General features: G+C 68.9%; 25 protein-coding genes. 16 read left to right on the plus strand and 9 right to left on the minus strand.

Features of this window, described 5'->3' with window-relative positions:
- Nucleotide 1 precedes the first annotated feature (1 nt).
- Genes ACAM57_RS00870 through ACAM57_RS00885 form a run of 4 tightly spaced genes read left to right on the plus strand, consistent with a single transcriptional unit; the run spans nucleotide 2 to nucleotide 2,563 of the window.
- Nucleotides 2-517, plus strand: coding sequence for a hypothetical protein (locus ACAM57_RS00870; RefSeq protein WP_369662506.1), 516 nt, complete (start codon nucleotides 2-4; stop codon nucleotides 515-517).
- Nucleotides 514-1,479, plus strand: a complete 966-nt coding sequence (gene fmt / locus ACAM57_RS00875; protein WP_369660403.1) for a methionyl-tRNA formyltransferase — start codon at nucleotides 514-516, stop codon at nucleotides 1,477-1,479. Before ACAM57_RS00870 ends, fmt begins: the two co-directional genes overlap by 4 nt.
- Nucleotides 1,479-2,219 (plus strand): AzlC family ABC transporter permease, encoded by a 741-nt coding sequence (locus ACAM57_RS00880; protein ID WP_184639450.1) that lies wholly within the window; start codon nucleotides 1,479-1,481, stop codon nucleotides 2,217-2,219. Before fmt ends, ACAM57_RS00880 begins: the two co-directional genes overlap by 1 nt.
- Before the next feature lie 32 nt (nucleotides 2,220-2,251).
- Nucleotides 2,252-2,563 (plus strand): AzlD domain-containing protein, encoded by a 312-nt coding sequence (locus ACAM57_RS00885; RefSeq protein WP_056594401.1) that lies wholly within the window; start codon nucleotides 2,252-2,254, stop codon nucleotides 2,561-2,563.
- Between the two features lie 4 nt (nucleotides 2,564-2,567).
- Here ACAM57_RS00885 and ACAM57_RS00890 read toward each other — a convergent pair whose 3' ends face one another.
- Genes ACAM57_RS00890 through ACAM57_RS00915 form a run of 6 tightly spaced genes read right to left on the minus strand, consistent with a single transcriptional unit; the run spans nucleotide 2,568 to nucleotide 8,082 of the window.
- Nucleotides 2,568-3,545: a tripartite tricarboxylate transporter substrate binding protein gene (locus ACAM57_RS00890; protein ID WP_126021123.1), complete on the minus strand. Its 978-nt coding sequence runs from the start codon at nucleotides 3,543-3,545 to the stop codon at nucleotides 2,568-2,570.
- A 40-nt stretch (nucleotides 3,546-3,585) separates the two neighbouring features.
- Complete coding sequence (locus ACAM57_RS00895; RefSeq protein WP_369660404.1) at nucleotides 3,586-4,551, minus strand: MBL fold metallo-hydrolase; 966 nt, start codon at nucleotides 4,549-4,551, stop codon at nucleotides 3,586-3,588.
- The gene (locus tag ACAM57_RS00900; RefSeq protein ID WP_369660405.1) at nucleotides 4,548-4,760 is read right to left on the minus strand and encodes a DUF2783 domain-containing protein; all 213 of its coding nucleotides are present in this window, start codon (nucleotides 4,758-4,760) and stop codon (nucleotides 4,548-4,550) included. Before ACAM57_RS00900 ends, ACAM57_RS00895 begins: the two co-directional genes overlap by 4 nt.
- Nucleotides 4,757-6,409, minus strand: a complete 1,653-nt coding sequence (locus ACAM57_RS00905; protein WP_369660406.1) for an FAD-dependent oxidoreductase — start codon at nucleotides 6,407-6,409, stop codon at nucleotides 4,757-4,759. Before ACAM57_RS00905 ends, ACAM57_RS00900 begins: the two co-directional genes overlap by 4 nt.
- 13 nt (nucleotides 6,410-6,422) lie before the next feature.
- Nucleotides 6,423-7,544 (minus strand): alpha/beta hydrolase family protein, encoded by a 1,122-nt coding sequence (locus ACAM57_RS00910; protein WP_369660407.1) that lies wholly within the window; start codon nucleotides 7,542-7,544, stop codon nucleotides 6,423-6,425.
- Nucleotides 7,537-8,082: a VOC family protein gene (locus tag ACAM57_RS00915; protein ID WP_369660408.1), complete on the minus strand. Its 546-nt coding sequence runs from the start codon at nucleotides 8,080-8,082 to the stop codon at nucleotides 7,537-7,539. Before ACAM57_RS00915 ends, ACAM57_RS00910 begins: the two co-directional genes overlap by 8 nt.
- Nucleotides 8,083-8,175: 93 nt before the next feature.
- Here ACAM57_RS00915 and ACAM57_RS00920 point away from each other — a divergent pair, with 93 nt between their 5' ends.
- The 3 genes from ACAM57_RS00920 to pyk all read left to right on the plus strand — a co-directional run bounded on the left by ACAM57_RS00920 (nucleotide 8,176) and on the right by pyk (nucleotide 11,936).
- Nucleotides 8,176-9,084 (plus strand): LysR family transcriptional regulator, encoded by a 909-nt coding sequence (locus tag ACAM57_RS00920; RefSeq protein ID WP_369660409.1) that lies wholly within the window; start codon nucleotides 8,176-8,178, stop codon nucleotides 9,082-9,084.
- 102 nt (nucleotides 9,085-9,186) lie between these two features.
- Nucleotides 9,187-10,380 carry a phosphoglycerate kinase gene (locus ACAM57_RS00925; protein ID WP_369660410.1) on the plus strand — a complete coding sequence of 398 codons (1,194 nt, stop codon included), beginning with the start codon at nucleotides 9,187-9,189 and terminating at the stop codon, nucleotides 10,378-10,380.
- A gap of 107 nt (nucleotides 10,381-10,487) precedes the next feature.
- Nucleotides 10,488-11,936 (plus strand): pyruvate kinase, encoded by a 1,449-nt coding sequence (gene pyk, locus ACAM57_RS00930; RefSeq protein WP_369660411.1) that lies wholly within the window; start codon nucleotides 10,488-10,490, stop codon nucleotides 11,934-11,936.
- 103 nt (nucleotides 11,937-12,039) lie between these two features.
- Here the strand turns inward: pyk and ACAM57_RS00935 are convergent, their stop codons facing one another.
- Nucleotides 12,040-13,056, minus strand: a complete 1,017-nt coding sequence (locus tag ACAM57_RS00935) for a 1-aminocyclopropane-1-carboxylate deaminase (RefSeq protein WP_126021135.1) — start codon at nucleotides 13,054-13,056, stop codon at nucleotides 12,040-12,042.
- A gap of 35 nt (nucleotides 13,057-13,091) precedes the next feature.
- Between ACAM57_RS00935 and ACAM57_RS00940 the strand changes: the two genes are divergently transcribed.
- The 6 genes from ACAM57_RS00940 (at nucleotide 13,092) to ACAM57_RS00965 (ending at nucleotide 18,535) form a co-directional block, all read left to right on the plus strand.
- Nucleotides 13,092-13,232, plus strand: a complete 141-nt coding sequence (locus tag ACAM57_RS00940; RefSeq protein ID WP_184639467.1) for a hypothetical protein — start codon at nucleotides 13,092-13,094, stop codon at nucleotides 13,230-13,232.
- A complete protein-coding gene (locus tag ACAM57_RS00945) occupies nucleotides 13,210-13,695 on the plus strand; it encodes an Lrp/AsnC family transcriptional regulator (RefSeq protein ID WP_184639469.1) in 486 nt (161 codons plus the stop codon). Before ACAM57_RS00940 ends, ACAM57_RS00945 begins: the two co-directional genes overlap by 23 nt.
- A 36-nt stretch (nucleotides 13,696-13,731) precedes the next feature.
- Entirely contained in the window at nucleotides 13,732-14,664 is a 933-nt protein-coding gene (locus tag ACAM57_RS00950) for an alpha/beta hydrolase (RefSeq protein ID WP_369660412.1), read from the plus strand.
- A 64-nt stretch (nucleotides 14,665-14,728) separates the two neighbouring features.
- Nucleotides 14,729-15,793: a class II fructose-bisphosphate aldolase gene (gene fba, locus ACAM57_RS00955; protein ID WP_126021141.1), complete on the plus strand. Its 1,065-nt coding sequence runs from the start codon at nucleotides 14,729-14,731 to the stop codon at nucleotides 15,791-15,793.
- A 102-nt stretch (nucleotides 15,794-15,895) separates the two neighbouring features.
- On the plus strand, nucleotides 15,896-16,801 hold the full coding sequence (locus tag ACAM57_RS00960) for a phosphoribosylaminoimidazolesuccinocarboxamide synthase (RefSeq protein ID WP_126021143.1): 906 nt from the start codon (nucleotides 15,896-15,898) through the stop codon (nucleotides 16,799-16,801).
- Between the two features lie 111 nt (nucleotides 16,802-16,912).
- Nucleotides 16,913-18,535, plus strand: coding sequence for a hypothetical protein (locus ACAM57_RS00965; protein WP_369660413.1), 1,623 nt, complete (start codon nucleotides 16,913-16,915; stop codon nucleotides 18,533-18,535).
- Nucleotides 18,536-18,541: 6 nt separating this feature from the next.
- Here the strand turns inward: ACAM57_RS00965 and ACAM57_RS00970 are convergent, their stop codons facing one another.
- On the minus strand, nucleotides 18,542-18,991 hold the full coding sequence (locus ACAM57_RS00970; RefSeq protein ID WP_184639475.1) for an META domain-containing protein: 450 nt from the start codon (nucleotides 18,989-18,991) through the stop codon (nucleotides 18,542-18,544).
- 145 nt (nucleotides 18,992-19,136) lie between these two features.
- Nucleotides 19,137-20,057 carry a tetratricopeptide repeat protein gene (locus ACAM57_RS00975; RefSeq protein WP_369660414.1) on the minus strand — a complete coding sequence of 307 codons (921 nt, stop codon included), beginning with the start codon at nucleotides 20,055-20,057 and terminating at the stop codon, nucleotides 19,137-19,139.
- Between the two features lie 36 nt (nucleotides 20,058-20,093).
- Here ACAM57_RS00975 and purE point away from each other — a divergent pair, with 36 nt between their 5' ends.
- From purE to ACAM57_RS00990, 3 genes are read left to right on the plus strand one after another with little or no spacing between them, the layout of a single operon-like run.
- Nucleotides 20,094-20,645, plus strand: coding sequence for a 5-(carboxyamino)imidazole ribonucleotide mutase (gene purE, locus ACAM57_RS00980; RefSeq protein WP_019653924.1), 552 nt, complete (start codon nucleotides 20,094-20,096; stop codon nucleotides 20,643-20,645).
- Nucleotides 20,642-21,850, plus strand: coding sequence for a 5-(carboxyamino)imidazole ribonucleotide synthase (locus ACAM57_RS00985; RefSeq protein WP_369660415.1), 1,209 nt, complete (start codon nucleotides 20,642-20,644; stop codon nucleotides 21,848-21,850). The genes purE and ACAM57_RS00985 overlap by 4 nt, the downstream gene beginning before the upstream one ends.
- Nucleotides 21,847-22,848, plus strand: a complete 1,002-nt coding sequence (locus tag ACAM57_RS00990) for an L-threonylcarbamoyladenylate synthase (RefSeq protein ID WP_184639481.1) — start codon at nucleotides 21,847-21,849, stop codon at nucleotides 22,846-22,848. Before ACAM57_RS00985 ends, ACAM57_RS00990 begins: the two co-directional genes overlap by 4 nt.
- Nucleotides 22,849-22,865 lie beyond the last annotated feature (17 nt).

A 22,865-nucleotide genomic window follows, 5' to 3' on the forward strand; every position in this document is an offset into this window, starting at 1 on the left:
CATGAACGCAGGCCGGCGCTCCGGCTCCCTCGCGGCGCTGGCACTTCTCGCGGCCGCGAGCCTCGGGTTTCTTGCCGGCTGCGCCAGCGAACCCACCCGCATCCAGCCCGGCACCACCGCCGCCGACACCCTTCAGCGACTGGGCGCGCCCACGGGCCGCTATCCGCTCACGGGCGGCGGCGAGCGGCTGCAGTACTCGCGCATGCCGGCCGGCTTCGAGGTGGTCGATATCGACGTCGATTCTTCGGGCAAGGTGGTCTCGGTGACGCAGGTGCTCAGCGAGGCGCGCTTCGGCCAGGACATCAAGGTCAACCAGTGGCGCCAGAACGACGTGATGGCCTTCTACGGCCGGCCCTATGAGATCACCCGCGTCAGCTCCTTCGATGGCGCCGTCTGGACCTGGCGCTACAAGGCAGTGAACGAGCGCCGCATGCTGTACATCTACATCGACCCGACCGGCGTGGTCCGGCGCTACCACACGGGGGACGATCTCGAGTTCGATCGGATCCGGGATTGAGCCGCCTCAGAGTCGTCTTCGCGGGCACGCCCGAGTTCGCGCGCGTCGCGCTCGAAGCCATCGCCACCGCCGGCCATGAGGTCGTGCTGGTGATGAGCCAGCCCGACCGCCCCGCCGGCCGCGGCATGAAGCTGCAGGCTTCTCCCGTCAAGCAGTGCGCAGTCGCGAATGGCTGGCCGGTGGCCCAGCCGCGCAGCCTGCGCCTGGACGGCAAGTACCCCGACGAGGCCTCCGCCGCGCGCGACACCCTGCTCGCGCTGAAGCCCGACGTGATGGTGGTCGCCGCCTACGGCCTGATCCTGCCGCAGTGGGTGCTCGACCTGCCGGCGCACGGCTGCCTGAACATCCATGCGAGCCTGCTGCCGCGCTGGCGCGGCGCGGCGCCGATCCACCGCGCCATCGAGGCGGGCGACGCACAGACCGGCATCACCATCATGCAGATGGACGCCGGCCTCGACACTGGCGACATGCTGCTGCGCGAGGCTGTCGACATCGGCGCGGGCGACAACACCGCCCGCCTGCACGATCGCCTGGCCGAGCTCGGCGGCAGGATGATCGTCGAGGCGCTCGCGCGCATCGGCACGCTCACCCGCACGCCGCAGCCGGCCGAAGGCGTCACCTACGCCAGCAAGGTCGAGAAGCACGAGGCGCAGGTCGACTGGGCCCAGCCCGCCGACGCCATCGTGCGCCGCGTGCTGGCCTTCGACCCGTTCCCGGGCGCCAACAGCCCGCTGGACGGCGAAACCGTCAAGCTCTGGGCCGCCCGCGCCGAGAAATCTCCCGCAGCCTCTACGGCCGCGCCGGGCACCATCCTGGCCGTGGACGACACCGGCGTGACGGTGGCCGCGGCAGCCGGCTCGGCCGTCGTCCTTACCGAACTGCAGCGCCCCGGGGGCAAGCGCCTGCCCGTGGCCGCCTTCCTGCACGGCTTCGACCTGAAGCCCGGGCAGGCGTTCGGCTGATGTTCCTCTCGCAAAGCATCCGCGGCCGCCCCGAATTCCGGGTCGGCGTGCGCGACATGACCCCTGTGGCGCTGGGCATCGGCGCCTGGGGGCTCATGACCGGGGTGGCCATGGTCAAGTCGAACATGAGCCTGATCGAGGCGGTGGCGATGACGCTCTTGGTCTACGCGGGCAGTTCGCAGCTGGCGGCCATTCCGCTGCTCTTCGCCGGGGCGCCGGCCTGGGTGATCCTGGCCACCGGCTTCTGCGTCAACCTGCGCTTCGTGGTGTTCAGCCTGCACCTGCGGCCCTACCTCATGCACATGCCGCGCTGGCGCCGCATGGTGCACGGCTACCTCACGGCCGACATGAGCTACGCGCTCTTCACCAAGAAGTACCCCAAACCGCCGCTGACCGTGGCCGAGCAGCAGGCGCAGGAGGCCTACCTCACCGGCAACTACTTCGTCACCTGGTGCGCCTGGATGGGCATGAGCCTGGTGGGCATCGCGCTGGCCAACTTCATTCCCCAGACGTGGGGCCTGAGCTTCGCGGGCGTGCTGAGCCTGGTCGCCATCGTGTGCTCGATGGCCACGACGCGCCTGCGCGTGCTGGCCGCGCTGATCGCGGGCGCCACGGCGGTCGCTGCCTACGCGCTGCCGCTCAAGCTCAACATCGTGGTCGCCATCGGCGTGGCGGTGCTGCTGTGCTTCTGGCTCGAGAAGCAGCTCGGGCTCGACCCGAACGCGGAGGACGACAAGTGAGCGCCGCGGCCGCAACCACCGACTGGTGGACCATGGCCGTGATCGTCGGCCTGGCCCTGGTCACCGTGCTCACGCGCTGCTTCTTCTTCATCCTCGACCGGCCCTGGGGCCTGCCCGACTGGGCGCACCGCGCGCTGCACTACGCGCCGGCGGCCGCGCTCGCGGGCGTGATCGCGCCCGAGATCGTCATGACGCAGGGCCACCTCATCACCACGCTGCACGACGCGCGCCTGTACGCGGCGGTGGTCGGCGCCGCGTACTTCTACTGGCGGCGCGGCGTGCTGGGCACGATGCTCGCGGGCATGGCGGTGTACCTGCCGCTGCACCTGGGGCTGGGCTGGTAGGCGATCAATCGAGTTTGACGCCGGCCGTCTTGATGATGTTGCCCCAGCGCTCGCTCTCCGCGCGAGACAGCTTGTAGAAGTCCTGCGGCGTTCCCGGCAGCGCCTCGAAGCCGAAGTCCGCGAACAGCTTGACCACCTTCGGCGCCTTCATCGCCTTGTGCAGCTCGGCGTTGAGCCGCGCCACCGCTTCCGGCGGCATGCCGGCCGGGCCGATCAGGCCGTGGAAGGCGTAGGCGTTGACGTCGGGGAAGCCAGCCTCGACGAAGGTCGGCACCTCGGGCAGGGCGCCCGCGCGCTGCGGCAGCGCAATGGCCAGCACCCGCACCTTCCCCGACTTGATGATCGGCAGGCCCGAGGCCAGGTCCAGCATCATCGTGGGCACCTGGCCACCCATCACGTCGGTCATGGCGGGTGCCGCGCCCTTGTAGGGCACGTGCGTGATCGTCAGCCCGGCCTTCTGCTTGAAGAGCTCCATCGCCATGTGGTGCGGCGATCCGTTGCCGGGCGAGGCGTAGCTCACCTTGTCGGGGTTGGCCTTCACGTAGCGCACGAACTCCGCCACGTTCTTCGCGGGGAAGTCCGGGTGCACCACCAGCGCCACCGGAAAGCGGCCGATGGTGCCGATGTAGGTGAAGTCGCTCGCGGGCTTGTAGGGCAGCCTGGCGAACATGTGCTCGTTGAAGAGCAGCGCGGCGTTCTCCGCCTGCATGATGGTGTAGCCGTCGGGCTTGGCCTGCATCATCACGCCCACGCCGATGTTGGTGGAGGCGCCCGGCCGGTTGTCGATGATGAGCGGCTGCCCCAGCGACGGCTGCATCGCCTCGGCCAGCGTGCGCGCGAGGTTGTCGGTGCCGCCGCCGGCCACGTAGGGCACGATCCACTTGATCGGCTGGGTGGGGTAGGCCGCCGGCTGCGCCGATGCGGGGCCGGTGGCGATCAGCGCGAAGGCCGAGGCCAGCAGGGGAAGAAGGAATCGCTTCATCGTCTCTTGTCTCCGTTGCTTGTTTTGAAATAACTTCAGCTCACTCGCCGCGCAGGACCTGCCACAGCTCGCGGTCGCGCTCGGCGGTCCACACCACCGGGTGCTCGACGCCGCGCAGCTCGTCGTAGGCGCGCGAGACGTCGAAGGGCAGCACGTGCTGGAACACCGGCCAGTCGCCGAAGCGTGGCGTCATCGCCGCCTCGGCGCGCGCGAAGCAGCCCTTGAGCGTTTCGCCGGCTGCGATGCCGGCCTTCACGCTTTCCAGCAGCGTCGAGAGGAATGCCTTGGTGAGGCCGATGGCCTCGGCGCACGCGGCCTCGTCCTGCAGCACCGCGCCGCGGCCGGGCACCAGCACGCGCGGCTTGAGTGCCGCCACTGCATCGAGCGTGCCGGCCCAGTCGCCGATGTAGGCGTCGCCCGCATACACGCCGCAGCGGTTCTCGACCACGTCGCCGGAAAAGAGCACGCCGCAGTCGGGCAGCCACGCGACCGCGTCGCCGCCCGAATGGCCGCGGCCCAGCGACATCAGCCGCAGCTCGCGGCCGCCGCCCAGCGGCAGCGTCATCTCGCGGTCGAAGACCTTGGTGGGCATGGTCAGGCCCGGTATCTCTTCCACGCCCGCGAACAGGCGCGGGAAGCGGCCGACCTCCGAGTCGAAGTCGGCCTGCCCGCGCGTGCGGATCCAGTAGAGCGTGCCGCTGCTGGCGACGATGTCGCGCACCTCGGCGAAGGCGCTGGCGCCCATCACCCGCACCGCGTGGTAGTGCGTGAGCACGATGGTGCGGATGGGCTTGTCGGTCACCGTGCGGATGGCGGCCAGGAAGTCGCGCGCCATGCGCGGCGTGGGGCGCGTGTCGATCAGCACCACGTGGTCGCCACCGACGACGAAGCCGCAGTTGGGATCGAAGTCGCTGATGTAGCCGTAGGCGCCGGGGCCCAACTCCTGCAGCCCGGGCTTCTGCTCGCGGGTGTCGGAGGCGGATGCGAAGGAAACGCTCGTGGTCATGGAGTGTCTTGCTCCGTCGTCGTGGGTTCTTCTTCGGCCGCCGCACGGATGCAGGCGAGCAGCACGTCCTGGTCGGCGCACTGGTTGGCCAGCAGCAGCACGAGGCGGGCGTTGAGGTCGGCGCTCTGCTCCTCGCTGCGGCCCTCGTGGGCGGCGAGCAGTGCGGCGTAGAAGCCGTCGGAGTCGGGGATGCGGGGCTCGGTGATCATGGGTTGCGCTCGTTGGCGGCCAGTGCGGTGCGCACGGCGGTGGCGATGGCTTCGGGCGTGGCGCCCGGCAGCACGGCGGCCCGGTAGGCGTCGGGGCGCACGAGGACGAAGCTGCCTGCGTCGCCTGCGCCGAGATGGTTCGCGAGCTTTTCGTCGGCCTGCAGCGTGGGCAGGCCGCTGTCGCCGCCCACCGCCAGCAGGCGCAGCGGCAGCGACGCGATGGCATCGAGCGCCGCTCCTGCCTGCTCGCGTGTCGGCGCGAACCATAGGCCGATGCATTCGGTGCCTTCGGCCAGCAGCTGCATCAGCGTGGTCTCGCAGCCATCGGCCCAGCGCAGTGGCAGGTTCTGCACCGAGCGCGCGCCTTCGGGCAGCAGCGGTGCGGACGGATAGTCGTTGGCGACCGACATGCGGCCGGTGTTCACCAGCGCCCGCGCGAACGGATGGCGCGCCGCCAGCGCCACCACCGCGCGGCGCAGCGTGTGCTCGGCCGGCGAGCGTGGCGCGAGGAAGCGCGCCGAGCGGCTCGTAACCTGCAGGTTCTGCTTCGCGGCGGGCTGGCGCTCGGCGTCGTAGCTGTCGAGCAGCGCATCGCCGGCCTTGCCCTGCGCGACCAGCGCGAGCTTCCAGCCGAGGTTGGCCGCGTCCTGGATGCCGCTGTTGCCGCCGCGCGCGCCGAAGGGGCTCACCACGTGCGCCGCGTCGCCGATGAAGAACACGCGGCCGTGGCGGAAGCTGTCGAGCAGGTGGTCTCGGTAGCCATAGGGGCCGATCCAGACGAACTCGAACTCCACGTCCGGCCCGAGTTGCTCGCGCAGCCGCGCGCCCGCCACTTCGGGCTTGCTGATGTAGGCGGTGTCGCAGTCCTCGGGCATCTGGTAGTCGATGCGCCACACGCCGTCGGCCATCAGGTGCTGCCACACGCCACGGCCTTCGTTGAAGGGCGCGTCCACCCAGGTCCAGCGCTCGGTGGGCAGCGGCTTCCTGAAGCGCACGTCGCTGATGCACCAGCGGTCGGTGCTGCGCGAGGAATGCGCGTCGATGCCGAGCTGCGTGCGGATCGCGCTGTTGGCGCCGGTGGCGTCGATCAGCCGGTCGGCCTCGATGGTGTAGCTGCCTGCGGGCGTTTCGACTTCCAGGCGCACGCCGTCGGCGAGCCGCTCGACGCGTGTGACGCGGTTCTTCCAGCGCAGGTCGGTCAGCCCCAGCTCGAGGATGCGATCGACCAGGAACCACTCGACGTAGAACTGCTGCAGGTTGATGAAGGGCGGCTGCCGCGAAACGCTGTTGGCCTGCAGGTTGAAGTTGTAGACCTCCTGCTCGCCCGAGAAGGTGCGCCCGAACGACCAGGTGATGCCCTTGGCCGCGATGCGCTCGTAGATGCCCAGGCGCTCGAAGATCTCCAGGCTCTTCTGCGCGTAGCAGATGCCGCGCGAGGAGGCGCCGCGCACGCCGACGGTGTCGTCCTCGTCCAGCAGCACGGCGCGCACGCCGCGCTGCGCGAGGTCGCAGGCCAGCGTGAGGCCCGAGGGGCCGGCGCCGACGATCACGATGGGGTGCCGCGCGGGCTTCGTGCTGCCCAGCTCGGGCGGTGGCGTGAAGGGCCAGACCGGCAGCTCGTAGGCCGGGGCGAAAGCGAAGTTTTCCATGGGGCCCTTGCGGCTACAGCGCGTGCGCGAACTCGGCGATGGCGTCCGCCGCCTTCGGGATCAGTTCCGGCTGCCCCGCGAGGTAGTGGTTGCCGCCGACGATGTCGACGTTGCGGATGCGCGAGCCGCCCGCCGCCATCCACGCATCGCGCGTGCTCGGGAAGGTGGACTGGTCGCCCGTGTAGGTCAGCAGCAGCTTCGGCACCGTGGTGCGCGCGAGATTCGTCGGACCGTCGGCCTGCGAGCGCGAGGACCACTGCGAGAGGAATGCCGTCAGCGAGGTGGTGCGCCCCATCGCGTTGGCCGAGTAGTTCACCTGCCGCGCGTCGCCCCACACGCTGCCGGGCAGGCGGTCGTTGGGGTCGAGCGAGAGGTCGACGCAGCGCGGATCGGCATGCGTGCGGTAGACGATGAAGGTCTGGTCGCGCGGCGCGCCGGGTGTGCCGCGCAGCAGCGCGAGGCGGTCGAGGCACCACTGCTCGATGCGATCGAGCCGCGCCTTCTGGGCGGCGCTGAAGCGCGCGAGAAAGTCGCGGTCGTAGGGCACGCGGTGGCGCGCGTCGTACATGTCGAGCTCGGGGTCGACCGAGAGCGGGTCGTGCTCGTCGGTGACCGAGGGGTCGATCCAGTCGCGCATCAGCCGCGTGCGGCCCAGGTGCGCGGCGCACAGGGCGATGCCGTCCACCGGCGGCAGGTCGCTCGCGTGGAGGTGCGTGGGGTCGCCGTCGGGCAGGTGCGTGGCGGTGAGCTTCTCGGCCTGCGCCTGGTAGAAGGCCGAAAGTGCCGCGCCGCCGGAGTTGCCGACGAGGAACACCTTTTCGTAGCCGGCGGCGCGCAGGTACTGCACGCCCGCGCCCAGGTCTTGAATGGCGCGCTCCATCAGCAGCACCGTGTCGTTGCCCACGAAGCGCGAGTTCAGGCCCATGCAACAGATGCCGCGCTCGGCCAGCGGGCCGATGAGGTAGTGGCCCATGAAGTTGCTCGTGGGGTGCATCACGATGGCGGCGATCTTCTTCGGGCCCTGCGGCGCGCGGTAGGCGCCATAGATGCGCGGGCGCAGCAGCTGCAGGCCCGACTGGCTCTCCATGGCTGCGCCGGGCTTCACGTCGATGACGGCGAGTTGCAGTTCAGGCATGCGGCGTGCCCTTCGCGGCGGCGGCGCGCAGGCCCGCCTTGCGCTCGGTCCAGGCGTCGAGTTCGGCGCGCGCGCGCAGCGCGTGCGCGTCCATCTCGGCCTGCGGCACGGTGGGCGTGGTGAGTTCCACGCGGATGCCGTTGGGGTCGAAGAAGTAGATCGATTCGATGATGTGGTGGTCGGTCACGCCCAGCACCTCGACGCCGGCGCCTTCGAGCCGCGCCTTGGCGGCCAGGAGGTCGGCCACCGAGTCGACGCGCAGCGCGATGTGGTTCACCCACGAGGGCGTGTTGGGCGAGGGCAGCGCGGCGACGTCGTCGCCGAGGTCGAAGAAGGCGATGTACGAGCCGTCGCGCATCTGGAAGAAGATGTGCACGTAGGGGCAGTACTCGCCGGTGCTCGGCACGTGGTCGCTCTTGATGACGTGGGCCAGCGGCAGGCCCAGCAGGTCTTCGTAGAAGCGGCGGGTTTCCTCGCTGTCGCGGCAGCGCCAGGCGAAGTGGTGCAGGCCGCGCACGGGCGGCGGTGGGGTAGGCATGGCTCGTATGTCTCCGGTGAGCCGGTATTGGGCGATGCCGCGTCTTATGATGCAATCGAAATTAATTCATCGATTGATGAAATAAACGTATATATGAACCTCACCCTGCGCCAGCTGCGCGCCTTCGCCGCCGTGGCCGAGACCGGCAGCTTCACCGCCGCGGCGCAGCAGCTGCACCTCACGCAGTCGGCGCTCAGCGTGCTGGTGCGCGAGCTGGAGCGCGAGATGGGCGTGCAGCTGCTCGACCGCAACACGCGACGCGTTCAGCTGTCGGAGGCGGGGCGCGAGTTCCTGCCCTCGGTGCACCGGCTGCTGGGCGACCTGGCCGGCGCGGTGGCCGGCGTCACGGATTTGCGTGACAAGAAGAAAGGCTTGCTACGGCTTGCCGCGCCGCAGCTCATGGCCTGCACCCTGATGCCGCGCGTGATCGCCCTCTACCGCGAGCAGTACCCCGACGTGGACGTGCGCCTGGCCGACACCCTGCCCGAGCACCTGCTCGCGGGCGTGACGGCCGGCGACGTGGAACTGGCCGTGGGGCAGGACGTGGCGGTCGACGACGCCGTCGAGCGCCGCACGCTGCTGCGCGACCGGCACTGGCTGATCTGCCCGCCCGGCCATGCATTCGCCGGCCGCCGCAAGGTGCGCTGGCACGAGCTCGGCCCCTACACCTTCATCGCGCCCACGCGCGACTTCCGCCAGCGCGTGCTGCCCGAGCTGGCCCCCGCCGAGCGCGAGTACATGCTGCGCCCCGGCACGCAGGAGGTGTCGTACATGACCACCGCGCTGGGCATGGTCGCCTCGGGGCTGGGGCTGACCGTGTGCCCCACCTACTCGGCGCCGCTGGTGCGCGCCCACGGGCTGCAGATGGTGCGGCTGGAGTCGCCCGACTTCCATCGCGAGGTGTGCGTCTACAGCGCGGCGCGGCGGTCGCTGTCGCCTGCGGCCGCGAGCTTCGTGGAGGTTCTGGAAAGTTTCGCGCGCGAACAGCAGCAGAAAGACTGAGGAAAAGCATCAGCGCGCGGCAAGAGGCGCGTAGAGCCGGCGATGGGGCCAAAACTACAATGCATCCGATCCCCGTCTTCCAATCTTCTCCAGGTTTTCCCAATGAACGTCATTCGATTCACCGACCTCTGCGCGCAGGGCAAGGCCGCCGGCCAGCGCGTCTTCATCCGTGCCGACCTCAACGTGCCGCAGGACGACGCCGGCAACATCACCGAAGACACCCGCATCCGCGCCTCGGTGCCCTGCATCAAGCTGGCGCTGGACGCCGGCGCGGCCGTGATGGTCACCTCGCACCTGGGCCGCCCGACCGAGGGCGAGTTCAAGCCGGAAGACTCGCTGGCGCCCGTCGCCAGGCGCCTGGGCGAGCTGCTCGGCCGCGAAGTGCCGCTCGTCTCCAACTGGGTCGACGGCGTCGACGTGAAGCCAGGTCAGGTCGTGCTGCTCGAGAACTGCCGCATCAACAAGGGCGAGAAGAAGAACGACGAAGGCCTGGCCCGCAAGCTGGCCGCGCTCACCGACATCTACGTGAACGACGCCTTCGGCACCGCGCACCGCGCCGAGGCCACCACCTACGGCATCGCGCAGTTCGCCAAGGTGGCCGCGGCCGGCCCGCTGCTGGCGGCCGAGATCGACGCCATCACCAAGGCGCTGGCGCAGCCCAAGCGCCCGCTGGTGGCCATCGTGGCGGGCTCGAAGGTGAGCACCAAGCTGACCATCCTGAAGAGCCTGTCGGCCAACGTCGACCAGCTCATCGTGGGCGGCGGCATCGCCAACACCTTCATGCTGGCCGCGGGCCTGAAGATCGGCAAGTCGCTGGCCGAGCCCGACCTGGTCGACGAAGCCAAGGCGGTGATCGATGCCATGCGCGCGCGCGGCGCCGACGTGCCCATTCCGGTGGACGTGGTCACGGCCAAGACCTTCGCGGCCGACGCGGCCGCCACCGTCAAGGACGCGAGCGACGTGGCCGAGGACGACCTGATCCTCGACATCGGCCCGAAGACGGCTGCCCAGCTCGCCGCGCAGCTGCGCGAGGCCGGCACCATCGTCTGGAACGGCCCGGTGGGCGTGTTCGAGTTCGACGCCTTCGCGGGCGGCACCAAGGCCATCGCGCAGGCCATTGCCGAGAGCAGCGCGTTCTCGATCGCCGGCGGCGGCGACACGCTGGCGGCCATCGCCAAGTACGGCATCGAGAAGCAGGTCGGCTACATCTCCACCGGGGGCGGTGCCTTCCTGGAAGTGCTGGAAGGCAAGACCCTGCCGGCCTTCGAGATCCTGTCGAAGCGGGCTGCCGGCTGAACCGGCTCGGGCCGGTGGCCGGAGCTCATCGAGGAAAAACCCATGGGTGACTTCCGTCCGACACACAAACTGTATACAGTAGCGAATACAAAACGGAGACTACCCTCATGAGCACGGACCGCATTCCCCGCCACGCCACCAAGATCGTCGCCACCCTCGGTCCGGCGTCCAGTTCGCCCGATCTGCTGGAGAAGATGATCCAGGCCAAGGTCAGCGTGGTGCGGCTGAACTTCAGCCACGGTACGGCGCAGGACCACATCGACCGCGCCGCCATGGTGCGCGAAGCCGCCCGCAAGGCCGGCCGCGAGGTGGCCATCATGGCCGACCTGCAGGGCCCCAAGATCCGCGTGGGCAAGTTCGCGCAGGGCAAGGTCTGGCTCGAGCAGGGCGCCAAGTTCGTGCTCGACGCCTCGCGTACCGAGCCCGGCGACGTCGATGCCGTGGGCCTCGACTACAAGGACCTGCCGCGCGACGTGAAGCCCGGCGACAGGCTGCTGCTGAACGACGGCCTCATCGTGCTGACCGTCGACGCCGTCAAGGGCGAGGCGGTGCACACCACCGTGAAGCTCGGCGGCGAGCTCTCGAACAACAAGGGCATCAACAAGCAGGGTGGCGGCCTCACCGCGCCCGCGCTGACGGCCAAGGACATGGAAGACATCAAGACCGCGATGAGCTTCCAGGCCGACTACGTGGCCGTGAGCTTCCCCAAGAACGCCACCGACATGGAAATGGCCCGCCAGCTGTGCAACGTGGCCGCCGCCGAATACGGCCACAAGCCCGGCATGATCGCCAAGATCGAGCGCGCCGAGGCCATTCCGAAGCTCGAAGAGATCCTGCGCGCCAGCGACGGCATCATGGTCGCGCGCGGCGACCTCGCGGTCGAGGTGGGCAACGCGGCGGTGCCCGCGCTGCAGAAGAAGATGATCCGCATGGCGCGCGAGATGGACAAGGTGGTCATCACCGCGACCCAGATGATGGAGTCGATGATCACCAACCCCGTGCCCACGCGCGCCGAGGTGAGCGACGTGGCCAACGCCGTGCTCGACGGCACCGATGCCGTCATGCTCTCGGCCGAGACTGCCTCGGGCCGCTATCCGCTCGAGACCGTGCAGGAGATGAGCCGCATCTGCGAGGCCGCCGAAGCCGCCGAAGACAAGCAGCTCGACGCCGACTTCAGCGGCCAGAACTACAGCCGCATCGACCAGTCGATCGCCATGGGCGCGCTCTTCACCGCCCACCACCTGGGCGCCAAGGCCATCGTGGCGCTCACCGAGTCGGGCTCCACGCCGCTGTGGATGAGCCGCCACCGCGCGCACATCCCCATGTACGCGCTGACCTCGCGCCTGGCCACGCAGCGCAAGATGGCGCTCTACCGCAACGTGCGCCCGCTGCTCATGGACTCGGAGAGCGACCGCGACACCGCGCTGCTGCAGGCCGAGAACCACCTGAAGAAGCGCGGCATCGTGCAAAGCGGCGACGTCTACGCCATCACCTGCGGCGAGCCGATGGGTGCCCCTGGGGGCACCAACATGCTCAAGATCTGCCGAGCAAGTTGAGCAAACCCCCAGGCTTCGCGCACTTCGTGTCGCTGCGCCAACCCCCTTGCAGGGGGCAACACCTGCGGCCCGGCGAAGCCGGTTCCGCGGTGTTCCTGGAAACTCAACCGTTGCGGAAGAGGAAGCTGTAGGCGTTCAGCGCCGGCACGCCGCCCAGGTGCGCATAAAGCACCTTCGAGCCCGCCGGGAATTCGCCCAGGCGCACCTTCTCGATCATCCCGTGCATCGACTTGCCCTCGTACACGGGGTCGGTCAGCATGGCCTCGAAGCGCGCGCTCAGGCGGATGGCTTCGAGCGTGCCTTCGTTGGGCAGGCCGTACTCGGGGCCGCCGAAGCGGCGGTCGAGCACGATGTCCTTCTCGGTGATGTCGCGGCCCAGCTCCACCAGTTCGGCCGTGTTCTTCGCGATGCGCAGGATCTGGTCGAAGGTCTGCTGCGGCTTGGCCGAGGCGTCGATGCCGATCACGCGGTCGGCGCGGCCGTCGGCCGCGAAGCCCACCACCATGCCGGCCTGCGTGCTGCCCGTCACCGAGCAGACCACGATGTAGTCGAACTTGAAGCCCAGCTCGGCCTCCTGCTGGCGCACTTCCTCGGCGAAGCCGACGAAGCCCAGGCCGCCGCGCGGATGCTCGGAGCAGCCCGCCGGAATCGGAAACGGCTTGCCGCCAGCCTTGCGAACGCTCTCCATGGCGTCCTCCCAGCTCTTGCGGATGCCGATGTCGAAGCCGGCTGCGTCCAGGCGCACGTCGGCGCCCATGATGCGTGACATCTCGATGTTGCCGACCCGGTCGTACACCGCGTCGGAATAGTTGACCCAGTTCTCCTGCACCAGCACGCACTTCATGCCGAGGTGCGCCGCCACCGCCGCCACCTGGCGCGTCTGGTTCGACTGGATGCCGCCGATGGACACCAGCGTGTCGTAGCCGCCCTCGATCGCCTCGGGAATCAGGTACTCGAGCTTGCGCGTCTTGTTGCCGCCGAAGGCCAGGCCGCTGTTGCAGTCCTCGCGCTTGGCATAGAGATCGACCTTGCCGCCCAGGTGCGCGCTCAGCCGCTTCAGCGGCTGGATCGGCGTGGGGCCGAAGGTCAGCGGGTGACGGGGAAACTTCTTGAGGTTCATCGCAGCGGTTCCAAGGAAGGAGGTGGTGGGAGGTGGTGAAGGCCCTCATCGTAGAAACAATGCCGCGCAACGTGCTTGCGAAGTTTTCTGGATTCATCAGAGAAAAAGATGCACTATCGAAAGAAGTAAAACTTTCATTCCGACAAAAATCCGATGAGCACAACAAAATTGCGTGACACGCCGGAGCTCGATCGCACCGACCGCGCCATCCTGCGCACCATGCAGCGCGACGCCTCGCTGTCGAACGTGGCGCTGGCCGCCAAGGTCAACCTGAGCCCGGCCGCCTGCCTGCGCCGCGTGGAGCGGCTCAAGGCGGCGGGCCTCATCAAGGGCATCGTCGCGCTGCTGGACCCCGACGCGCTCGAGGTGGGCATGCTCGTGATGATCGGCGTGGTGCTCGACCGCTCCACGCCCGACTCCTTCGCCAACTTCGAGAAAGCCGCCCAGAAGGTCTCGGGTTGCCTCGAATGCCACGTGGTCTCGGGCGAATTCGACTACTTCATGCTCGTGCGCACCCGCGACAACGACAGCTTCAACCGCCTGCACGCCGAGCAGCTGCTTTACCTGCCGGGGGTGCGGCAGATCCGCACCTTCGTCGTGCTCAAGCAGGTGCTTTCGACCACGCAGCTGCCTGTTTGACGAAACCGCCGCCTGGCTGCCTGCGTACAGCAGGGGATGATCTTCCCCACCACCCCCGCGTCATTCCTGCGGCGCCGCGGCGCCTTCGCCCTCGCAGGCTCTGGCATCGCCGCCGCATTGCTTTCGGCCTGCTCGCCGGTCAAGGTGCTCAACGGCCTGGTGCCCACCGACACCTACCGGTTCGAGGGCGGCATCGCCTACGGCCAGGAACCGCGCCAGCTGCTCGACGCGTACCGGCCGCTGCCGTCCATCCCGCCGGAGCGCGGCGCGCGGCCGCTGGTCGTGTTCTTCTACGGCGGCACCTGGACGACCGGCGACCGCGCCAGCTACAGGTTCATGGGCGAGGCCCTGGCCGCCCAGGGCGCCGTGGTGCTGGTGCCCGACTACGGGCTGTCGCCGGCCTTCACCTATCCGGCCTTCGTGCGCGACAGCGCGCTGGCCGTCAAGTGGGCGCTGGACAACGCGGCGCGGCTGGGTGCCGACCCCAGGCAGGTGTACATGATGGGCCACAGCTCGGGCGCCTACAACGCCGCCATGGTGGCGCTCGATGCGCGCTGGCTCGGCGAGCTGGGCGCAAGCCCGAAGCAGCTCGCGGGCTGGATCGGCCTGGCGGGACCCTACGACTTCCTGCCCATCGGCGATCCGCAGGTGAAGGTCGCCTTCAACTGGCCCGGCACGCCGCGCGACTCGCAGCCGCTGGCGCACGTCACGCCTGCTTCGCCGCGAGCCCTGCTCATGGCGGCCTCGAAGGACGACCTGGTCTACCCCGACCGCAACACCCTGCGGATGGCCGCGGCGCTGCGCGAGGCGGGCGTGCCGGTCCAGGTCAGGCTCTTCGACGATCTGAACCATGCGACGCTGGTCGGCGCCTTCGCCAGGCCGGTGCGGTGGCTGGGCGGGCCGGTGCTGCCGCCTGTCATGGATTTCCTCGGGCTGGCGTCGGTCCTGTCCCACAAGGGGGCTCGGTAGAATTAGGGCAGTTTTTCTCGTCTTTCCGTCTTCTTCTTTTCCTAATTCCCGCGAGGTATTTCCCATGGCACTCGTCTCGATGCGCGAACTGCTCGACCATGCCGCAGCCAATGGCTACGGCATTCCGGCCTTCAACGTCAACAACCTCGAACAGGTTCAGGCCGTCATGGAGGCCGCCAAGGAAACCGGCGCTCCCGTCATCCTGCAGGCCAGCGCAGGCGCCCGCAAGTACGCCGGCGAAGCCTTCATCAAGCACCTGATCCAGGCCGCCATCGAGCAGTACCCGAACATCCCGCTGGTGATGCACCAGGACCACGGCCAGAGCCCGGCCATCTGCCAGGGCGCCATCGACCTCGGCTTCTCCTCCGTCATGATGGACGGCTCGCTGCACGAAGACGGCAAGACGCCCGCCTCCTTCGACTACAACGTCGACGTGACCCGCAAGGTCGTGCAGCTGGCGCACAAGGTCGGCGTGACCGTCGAAGGCGAGCTGGGCTGCCTGGGCTCGCTCGAGACCGGCATGGCCGGCGAGGAAGACGGCATCGGCGCCGAAGGCGTGCTCGACCACTCCGCCCTGCTGACCGACCCCGAGGAAGCCGCCCAGTTCGTCAAGGCCACGCAGCTCGATGCGCTGGCCATCGCCATCGGCACCAGCCACGGCGCCTACAAGTTCACCCGCAAGCCCACCGGCGACATCCTGTCGATCAAGCGCGTGAAGGAAATCCACGCCCGCCTGCCCAACACCCACCTGGTGATGCACGGCTCGTCGTCGGTGCCGCAGGACCTGCTCGAAATCATCCGCAAGTACGGCGGCAACATGAAGGAAACCTACGGCGTGCCCGTCGAGGAAATCCAGGAAGCCATCAAGTACGGCGTGCGCAAGATCAACATCGACACCGACATCCGCCTGGCGATGACCGGCGCCGTGCGCAAGTTCATGGCAGAGAACCCCGAGAAGTTCGACGCCCGCGAGTGGCTCAAGCCCGCGCGCGAAGCCGCCAAGCAGATCTGCAAGCAGCGCTACATCGAATTCGGCTGCGAGGGGCAGGGCGCGAAGATCAAGGGCGACAGCCTGCAGGTCGTTGCCGGCAAGTACGCCAAGGGCGAACTGGCCCAGGAAGTCATCTAGGCACTTCCCCGCGATCAGACGGCCACCGTTCGCGGTGGCTTTTTTCTGCGCGCACAATCCGCTTTTCCCGTCAGCCATCCGTTTCCCCACCGCACCAGCCCCATGACCACCGTCCACACCTCCTCCATCCAGAGCCTGCCCCTTCTTGCGCGCGGCAAGGTGCGCGACAACTACGCCGTCGGCGAAGACCGCATCCTGATGGTCGCGAGCGACCGGCTCAGCGCCTTCGACGTGATCATGGGCGAGCCCATTCCGGGCAAGGGCGAGATCCTCACGAAGATGGCGCTGTGGTGGTTCGACCGCCTCGGCCAGATCTGCCCCAACCACCTGACCGGCGACGCGCCCGAGAGCGCAGTCACGGCCGACGAGGTGCCGCAGGTCACAGGCCGATCGATGCTGGTCAAGCGCCTGAAGCCGATCCCGGTCGAGGCCGTGGTGCGCGGCTACCTGGCCGGCAGCGGCTGGAAGGAATACCAGGAAAGCCGCTCGGTCTGCGGCGTGCCGCTGCCCGAGGGCCTGACCAACGCGAGCAAGCTGCCGCGCCCCATCTTCACGCCCGCTGCCAAGGCCGCCGCCGGCGAGCATGACGAGAACATCAGCTACGAGCGCGTGGTCGAGATCGTCGGCCCCAAGCTGGCCCAGCAGATCCGCGACACCAGCATCGCCATCTACGAAACCGCCGCGCAGATCGCCCTGGCCAAGGGAATGATCATCGCCGACACCAAGTTCGAATTCGGCCTCGACGAGAACGGCACGCTGGTGCTGATGGACGAGGTGCTCACGCCCGACAGCTCGCGCTACTGGCCGGTCGAGGGCTACCAGGCCGCGCTGGCCGCCGGCGCCAACCCGCCGAGCTACGACAAGCAGTTCGTGCGCGACTGGCTCGAAGGCACCAAGATCAACGGCAAGCCCTGGGACAAGACGCCCCCGGCGCCGCGCCTGCCGGCCGAGGTCATCGAGAAGACGGCGGCCAAGTACCGCGAGGCGCTGGAGCGCCTCACGGGCTGACAGGCTGGCTGAGTAGTCCATCCCGGGCGCCTTGTCGCCACGGGAACAGGGGATGTCCGGACGTCCCCGCCCCGCCATCATGTGCGTACAGAACATGAGGGAGTGGGGAAGATGGAAACCGGAAGAAGCGTTCGTGGGTGGCAGCGCTGCGTGGCGGCGGGGCTTATCGTGGCCATTGCGGGCTGCAGCAGCATCGATCCGTACCAGCGCAGCAAGCGCGCCGACATACCGATCAACCAGCTCGGCTACGAGGAAGTCGCTCTCGCCAACGCCAGGCCCCTTGCCGGCAACCTGCAGGGCGCGCTGGGTGCCTTGAAAGACCAGCGCCGCGAGTGGTTCGACTCGCTGTCGGCGCAGGCACGCGTTCGCACGATGACGCAACTCGGCTTGCTGGGCGTGACGGCTGCCGCGCTATATGGGGGCCTGAAATCCGGTGTCACCAGCGATCGCGAGAAGACCCGGCTCGCAATGGCCGGCGCCGTGGGCTTCACCGCCTATTCGGCGAGCAACTGGTTCGTCAATCCCAATCAGGAGAAGGCTTACGTCGAAGGCGTTCTCGGACTGACCTGCGCCATGCTGACCATTGAGCCGTTGCGGCTGGAGGTCGGGAGCTTCGACAGGATGTGGGCCGAGCAATACCGACTGACGCAGGCCATCAACAAGCTCGACGCGCAGTTGCTCGGGGCTCAGGCCGTCTTGCGCTACGCCCGTGACAGCGAACTGCCGCAGGCCCATGTGCGCCGCGAGGCTGCTTCGGCCTTGTGGCGGGCGCGCAAGACCCTCGCTTCCAGCGAGCAGCTGTACTCCCAGCTCGGGAACAGCGGGGTCATCCTGATGCGGGAGGGCGATCTGGTCTTTGCCCGCGTGGCTGCACATATCAACGCGGCCAACAAGACGGTATCCAGCCCTGACGAGTTGGTCACCCAAGCCACGGGAATCATCGGCAAGTTCCGGGCGGTCAAGATCGACGCCGCAAGTGAGAGCACCCAAGGCGACTCCGAAGGTGCAGGTCGGCCGGCGGCAGATGCGGCCGGGAAGAAGTCGGACGCCGAAACGGGCGCCGACAGCAAAGACGAAGAGACGCTTGGCGAAGAGCCTGCCGGTGCGCCGACAGCCAAGACCAAGAAGGCGAAACTGCTGGCGGAGTTGGCCGCGATTCAGAAGAAGGAGTCCGAGGACGCTTCCGCGCGAGCCCAGAAGAATCTGAAGGAGTCCCAGGCGGCGCTCAAGCGGGCCAAAGCTGCGGAAGCGGTCGCCGCCACCGCCGCAAATAGAAAGGTGATTGATGCCTGCAAGGCAGCTGGCCGCCGCGACTGCGGGCCTCTGGAGGCCGATGTCATCGCTGTCTCTCTTGCTGCCAGCACGGCGGAGATCTATGCCGCACGACGTCCTCTGAGCAATCGCCTTCTGACTTTCAACGATGCGCGCAAGGCAGCCGCCCGAAATCCGGGTTGCGCCGGCGGTAGCAGCGCCATGACCGTTTCCCCGGCCGAGGATGCAAAGGTCAAGCCCGGCCAGCGCTACCTCATCACCGTGAACGGCGTTGCCAAGCCGCCGATGGCATCAGCCAAGGGGCCGGCAACCTTGGAAGTTCTTGTCTCCGGACCGAATCAGTACACCGTACGCGTCATGGTGAAGGCCGATGCAAAAGGCACTGTGGACGTCAGCATCTCCGATCAGGGGCTAGCTACCGAAGAGATCCAGCTGACGGTCGATACGCCATCGGCCAAGTAGTCTTCTTCAGCGCCCCCCGCCGCTGCTCAGCAGCGCCGCCGTCCGCCCGTTGGCATCGAGCAGGGCCAGCCGGTTCGGCCCCGCCAGCCGGTAGCTCGTGGTGTTCTGCAGCGCCGAGATGAACTGCGCCTCGTTGGCGCCGCGCGTCGGATCGGTGCAGGCCATGCGGGTCGAGGCCATCTGGCCGATCCTCAGGGCGACGCCGGTGCGCGTGAAGGTGCCCGAGATGCGGTTGCAGCCGCCCGAGCCGCTGACGCGTCCGCTGCTGCGGTCGAACTGCACCTGGGCGCCGTTGCCCGGCGCGACCGGCTCCTCGCCCAGCTGCACCAGCTGCCAGGCCGGGCCCTCGATCGGCTCGTCGAGGCTGATGCCGCTGCCGCAACCGGCCAGCGTGGCCAGCAGGGCAGTGGCGGCAAGGGCGGGGAAGAGCGCGGTGCGGCGGGCGAAGGAGCGCATGGCCAGTGTTCCTTTTTCGATCTGCAACAAGTTGAATCGGGCGTGATCGTATGCGACGGCGCCTGGCCCGCCAATGCCGTGCCCCCTGCCGCCGGACCATGAAAAAAGCGACCCGGAGGTCGCTTTCTTCCCGAGTGGAGAACGGTCAGCTCAGCACGATGCTGCTGAGCCGGCGGCGGTACGAAGCCACCACCGGGTCGTCCGGCGGGATCTGCCCGTCGGCCACCTTCACCTTCGGCGGCTCGATGATGTCGAGGATCGCGATGTAGGTCTTGCGCGCCAGGTCTTCGCTCCAGGCCTTGTCGCGCATCAGGATGTCGAGCAGCTCGTCCATCGCGTCGGTCCAGCGCTGCGCGGCCATCAGCAGGCGGGCACGGCCGAAGCGGGCATCGAAGTCGCGCTTGTTGGCAGCGATCTTCACGTCGAAATCGGCGATGGAAGGCGCGGCCCCAGAAGGCGGTGCTGCGAAATCGATAGCGTCCATCCAGCGCTGCAGCGCGTCGAAGCGGCGCACCAGCGATGTCTTGGCGATCACCGGGGCGAAGGCGACCTTGGCGTCGTCGATGCGGCCCTCCTGCAGCAGCAGCTTCACGTAGTCGAAGCGGGCGTCGTCGTTGGCCGGGTCGGTGGCCACCGCGTGCTGCAGCTTCTCGAGCGCGCCCTGGGTGTCGCCACCGGCCAGCGCTTCCTGAGCAGCCGCTTCCTCGGAGGCGGCTTCGGCTTCGTCGGCGCCGGGCACGTGCTTGTCGAGGAATTCGCGGATCTTCTCGGCCGGGATGGCGCCGACGAAGCCGTCCACCGGCTGGCCGTCCTTGAACATCACGCAGAAGGGGATGCTGCGCACGCCGAACATCTCGGACAGCTGCGAGGAAATCTGCGGCACCTTGTCGGCGTCGAGCTTGGCCAGCGTGAAGCGACCGCCGTACTCGACTTCGAGCTTTTCGAGCACCGGGCCGAGCTGCTTGCAGGGGCCGCACCATTCGGCCCAGATGTCCAGCAGCACCGGCGTGGCGACCGAGGCTTCGATCAGTTCGGCCTGGAAATTTTCGAGAGTGATGTCGATCATCGGAACCAGCTGGGGGTGAAACGTAAAATTGAAACCATGAACGAAACCATTCAGGTCGGTGTAGTGATGGGCTCGAACTCCGATTGGGAGACGATGCGCAACGCGGTCGAGATTCTCCAGCAATTCGGAATCGGGCACGAAGCCAGGGTGGTCTCGGCCCACCGGATGCCCGACACGCTCTTCGAATATGCCGAAAGCGCCGCCGGGCGCGGCCTTGCCGCGATCATCGCCGGCGCGGGTGGCGCGGCCCACCTGCCGGGCATGCTGGCGTCGAAAACCACGGTGCCGGTGCTCGGCGTGCCGGTGGCCAGCCGCCACCTGCAGGGCGTCGATTCGCTCTACAGCATCGTGCAGATGCCCAAGGGCGTGCCGGTCGCCACCTTCGCCATCGGCAATGCCGGCGCGGCCAACGCGGCGCTGTTCGCGGTGTCGATGCTGGCGGTGAACGACCCGGCCCTGCGCGCGAAGCTCGACGCCTTCCGCGCCGCGCAGACGGCGGCCGCCGAGGCCATGACCCTGCCCCCGCCGCCCGCCGGCGAGGCAGCTCCCGTATCTCCCTTCTCGCCGCAAGGCGGGGGTGCCCTGTGAGCGGCCGCAACGGCGACCTGCCGATCCTCCCGGGCGCCACGCTCGGCGTGCTCGGCGGCGGACAGCTGGGGCGGATGTTCGTCCATGCCGCCCAGCGCATGGGCTACTTCACCGCGGTGCTCGACCCCGACACCGACAGCCCCGCCGGCCGCGTGAGCCATCATCACATCCATACCGACTACGACGACGTCGACGGCCTCGCCCGTCTGGCCGGCCTGGCCGACGCGGTGACCACCGAGTTCGAGAACGTGCCCGCGCCCTCGCTGGAGCATCTCGCGGTGGCGCGCCCGGTGTCGCCCGCCGCGCCGGCCATCGCCATCGCGCAGGACCGCATCGCCGAGAAGGCGCACTTCACCCGCTGCGGCGTGCCCTGCGCGCCCTACGCCGTCATCGAAACGGCCGCGCAGCTCGCCGCCATCGACGACAACCTGCTGCCCGGCATCCTCAAGACCGCGCGCCTGGGCTACGACGGCAAGGGCCAGCAGCGCGTGAAGACGCGCGACGAGCTGGTCGAGGCCTGGCAGGCCGCGGGCTGCGTGCCCTGCGTGCTCGAGAAGATGCTGCCGCTCGAATTCGAGTGCTCGGTCATCCTCGCGCGCGGCCGCGACGGCCAGATCGTGCACTTCCCGCCGCAGCGCAACCTGCACCGAGACGGCATCCTGGCCGTGACCGAGGTGCACCCGCAGAACATGCCCAAGACGGTGGCGCAGGGCGCCATCAACTCGGCCAAGAGCATCGCCAATGGCCTGGGCTACGTCGGCGTGCTGTGCGTCGAGTTCTTCGCGCTGGCCGACGGCTCGCTGGTGGTCAACGAAATGGCGCCGCGCCCGCACAACAGCGGCCACTACACCATGGAAGCCTGCGACGTCTCGCAGTTCGAGCTGCAGGTGCGCACGCTCGCGGGCCTGCCGCTGGCCGCGCCGCGCCAGCACAGCCCGGCCATCATGCTCAACCTGCTGGGCGACCTGTGGTTCCCCGGGGGCGCCGACAACAAGGCCGACAAGCCTGTCGCGCCGCGCTGGAGCGAGGTGCTCGCGCTGCCCGGCGCGCATCTGCATCTCTACGGAAAGATCGAACCCCGCCGCGGCCGCAAGATGGGCCACCTCACGCTGACCGGCGCCACGCTGGAGGCGGTGCGCGCCACGGCTTCGCAGGCGGCGCTGCTGCTGGGCCTGCCGGCGGTGGCCACCGCCGATCTCGCATGATCCTCGACGGCCGCTCTCCCGAAGCCATCGCCGAGGCCGCGCGCGTGTTGCGCGCCGGCGGGCTGGTGGCCTTCCCGACCGAGACCGTCTACGGCCTGGGCGCGGACGCGAGCAGCGACACCGCCGTCGCCGGCATCTTCGAGGCCAAGGGCCGGCCGTCGGACCATCCGCTGATCGTCCACGTGGCGGCCGGCACCAAGGGCACGGAGTCGCTCTCGCGCTTCGCGCAGCCGCTGCCGCCCTTCGCGCAGAAGCTGGTGCAGGCCTTCTGGCCGGGGCCGCTCACGCTGATCGTCACGCGCCAGCCCGGCGTGGGTGCCGCGGCTGCGGGCGGGCAGGACACCATCGGCCTGCGCTGCCCCTCGCATCCGGTGGCGCAGGCGCTGCTCGAAGCCTGCGCCGAGCAGGGCGTGCCCGGCCTCGCGGGGCCGAGTGCCAACCGCTTCGGCCGCGTCAGCCCGACCACCGCCCAGCACGTGCACGACGAGTTCGGCGACGAGCTGCTGGTGATCGACGGCGGCCCCTGCGACGTGGGCATCGAGTCGACCATCGTCGACTGCAGCCGTGGCGCGCCCGTGCTGCTGCGCCCCGGCCTCATCACGCGTGCCCAGATCGAGGCCGCCTGCGGCGAGAAGCTCGCCGACCGCGAGGTGCTCGAGACGCCCGATCCGCGCGCATCGGGCACGCTCGAAGCGCACTACGCCCCGAACGCCAAGGTGCGGCTGATGGACGCCAAGTCGATCCAGACCGGCCTCGACGTGCTCGGCGCGAACGCCGCCCACATCGCAGTGTGGTCGCGCGCTGCGGTGCGCAGCCGCTCGCAGCGCGTGCTGCTGCGGCGCATGCCCGACGACGCCGCAGCGAGTGCGCAACTGCTGTTCGCAGTGCTGCGCGAGTTCGACGCGCAAGGCGTCAAGCTGATCTGGGTCGAGACGCCGCCCGACACGCACGAATGGGAAGGCGTGAAAGACCGCTTGCAGCGCGCATCGGCCGCTTAAACCTGGCTAACCCCCAG

It is taken from the genome of Variovorax sp. V15 (assembly GCF_041154425.1).
Taxonomy (GTDB): domain Bacteria; phylum Pseudomonadota; class Gammaproteobacteria; order Burkholderiales; family Burkholderiaceae_C; genus Variovorax; species Variovorax guangxiensis.

Bases quoted from the DNA above. Each gene is read 5' to 3' on its own strand.
- ACAM57_RS00870 (WP_369662506.1), top strand. From the start codon at position 2: ATGAACGCAGGCCGGCGCTCCGGCTCCCTCGCGGCGCTGGCACTTCTC.
- ACAM57_RS00880 (WP_184639450.1), top strand. From the start codon at position 1,479: ATGTTCCTCTCGCAAAGCATCCGCGGCCGCCCCGAATTCCGGGTCGGC.
- ACAM57_RS00885 (WP_056594401.1), top strand. From the start codon at position 2,252: ATGGCCGTGATCGTCGGCCTGGCCCTGGTCACCGTGCTCACGCGCTGC.
- ACAM57_RS00890 (WP_126021123.1), bottom strand. From the start codon at position 3,545: ATGAAGCGATTCCTTCTTCCCCTGCTGGCCTCGGCCTTCGCGCTGATC.
- ACAM57_RS00895 (WP_369660404.1), bottom strand. From the start codon at position 4,551: ATGACCACGAGCGTTTCCTTCGCATCCGCCTCCGACACCCGCGAGCAG.
- ACAM57_RS00900 (WP_369660405.1), bottom strand. From the start codon at position 4,760: ATGATCACCGAGCCCCGCATCCCCGACTCCGACGGCTTCTACGCCGCA.
- ACAM57_RS00905 (WP_369660406.1), bottom strand. From the start codon at position 6,409: ATGGAAAACTTCGCTTTCGCCCCGGCCTACGAGCTGCCGGTCTGGCCC.
- ACAM57_RS00910 (WP_369660407.1), bottom strand. From the start codon at position 7,544: ATGCCTGAACTGCAACTCGCCGTCATCGACGTGAAGCCCGGCGCAGCC.
- ACAM57_RS00915 (WP_369660408.1), bottom strand. From the start codon at position 8,082: ATGCCTACCCCACCGCCGCCCGTGCGCGGCCTGCACCACTTCGCCTGG.
- ACAM57_RS00920 (WP_369660409.1), top strand. From the start codon at position 8,176: ATGAACCTCACCCTGCGCCAGCTGCGCGCCTTCGCCGCCGTGGCCGAG.
- ACAM57_RS00925 (WP_369660410.1), top strand. From the start codon at position 9,187: ATGAACGTCATTCGATTCACCGACCTCTGCGCGCAGGGCAAGGCCGCC.
- pyk (WP_369660411.1), top strand. From the start codon at position 10,488: ATGAGCACGGACCGCATTCCCCGCCACGCCACCAAGATCGTCGCCACC.
- ACAM57_RS00935 (WP_126021135.1), bottom strand. From the start codon at position 13,056: ATGAACCTCAAGAAGTTTCCCCGTCACCCGCTGACCTTCGGCCCCACG.
- ACAM57_RS00945 (WP_184639469.1), top strand. From the start codon at position 13,210: ATGAGCACAACAAAATTGCGTGACACGCCGGAGCTCGATCGCACCGAC.
- ACAM57_RS00950 (WP_369660412.1), top strand. From the start codon at position 13,732: ATGATCTTCCCCACCACCCCCGCGTCATTCCTGCGGCGCCGCGGCGCC.
- fba (WP_126021141.1), top strand. From the start codon at position 14,729: ATGGCACTCGTCTCGATGCGCGAACTGCTCGACCATGCCGCAGCCAAT.
- ACAM57_RS00960 (WP_126021143.1), top strand. From the start codon at position 15,896: ATGACCACCGTCCACACCTCCTCCATCCAGAGCCTGCCCCTTCTTGCG.
- ACAM57_RS00965 (WP_369660413.1), top strand. From the start codon at position 16,913: ATGGAAACCGGAAGAAGCGTTCGTGGGTGGCAGCGCTGCGTGGCGGCG.
- ACAM57_RS00970 (WP_184639475.1), bottom strand. From the start codon at position 18,991: ATGCGCTCCTTCGCCCGCCGCACCGCGCTCTTCCCCGCCCTTGCCGCC.
- ACAM57_RS00975 (WP_369660414.1), bottom strand. From the start codon at position 20,057: ATGATCGACATCACTCTCGAAAATTTCCAGGCCGAACTGATCGAAGCC.
- purE (WP_019653924.1), top strand. From the start codon at position 20,094: ATGAACGAAACCATTCAGGTCGGTGTAGTGATGGGCTCGAACTCCGAT.
- ACAM57_RS00990 (WP_184639481.1), top strand. From the start codon at position 21,847: ATGATCCTCGACGGCCGCTCTCCCGAAGCCATCGCCGAGGCCGCGCGC.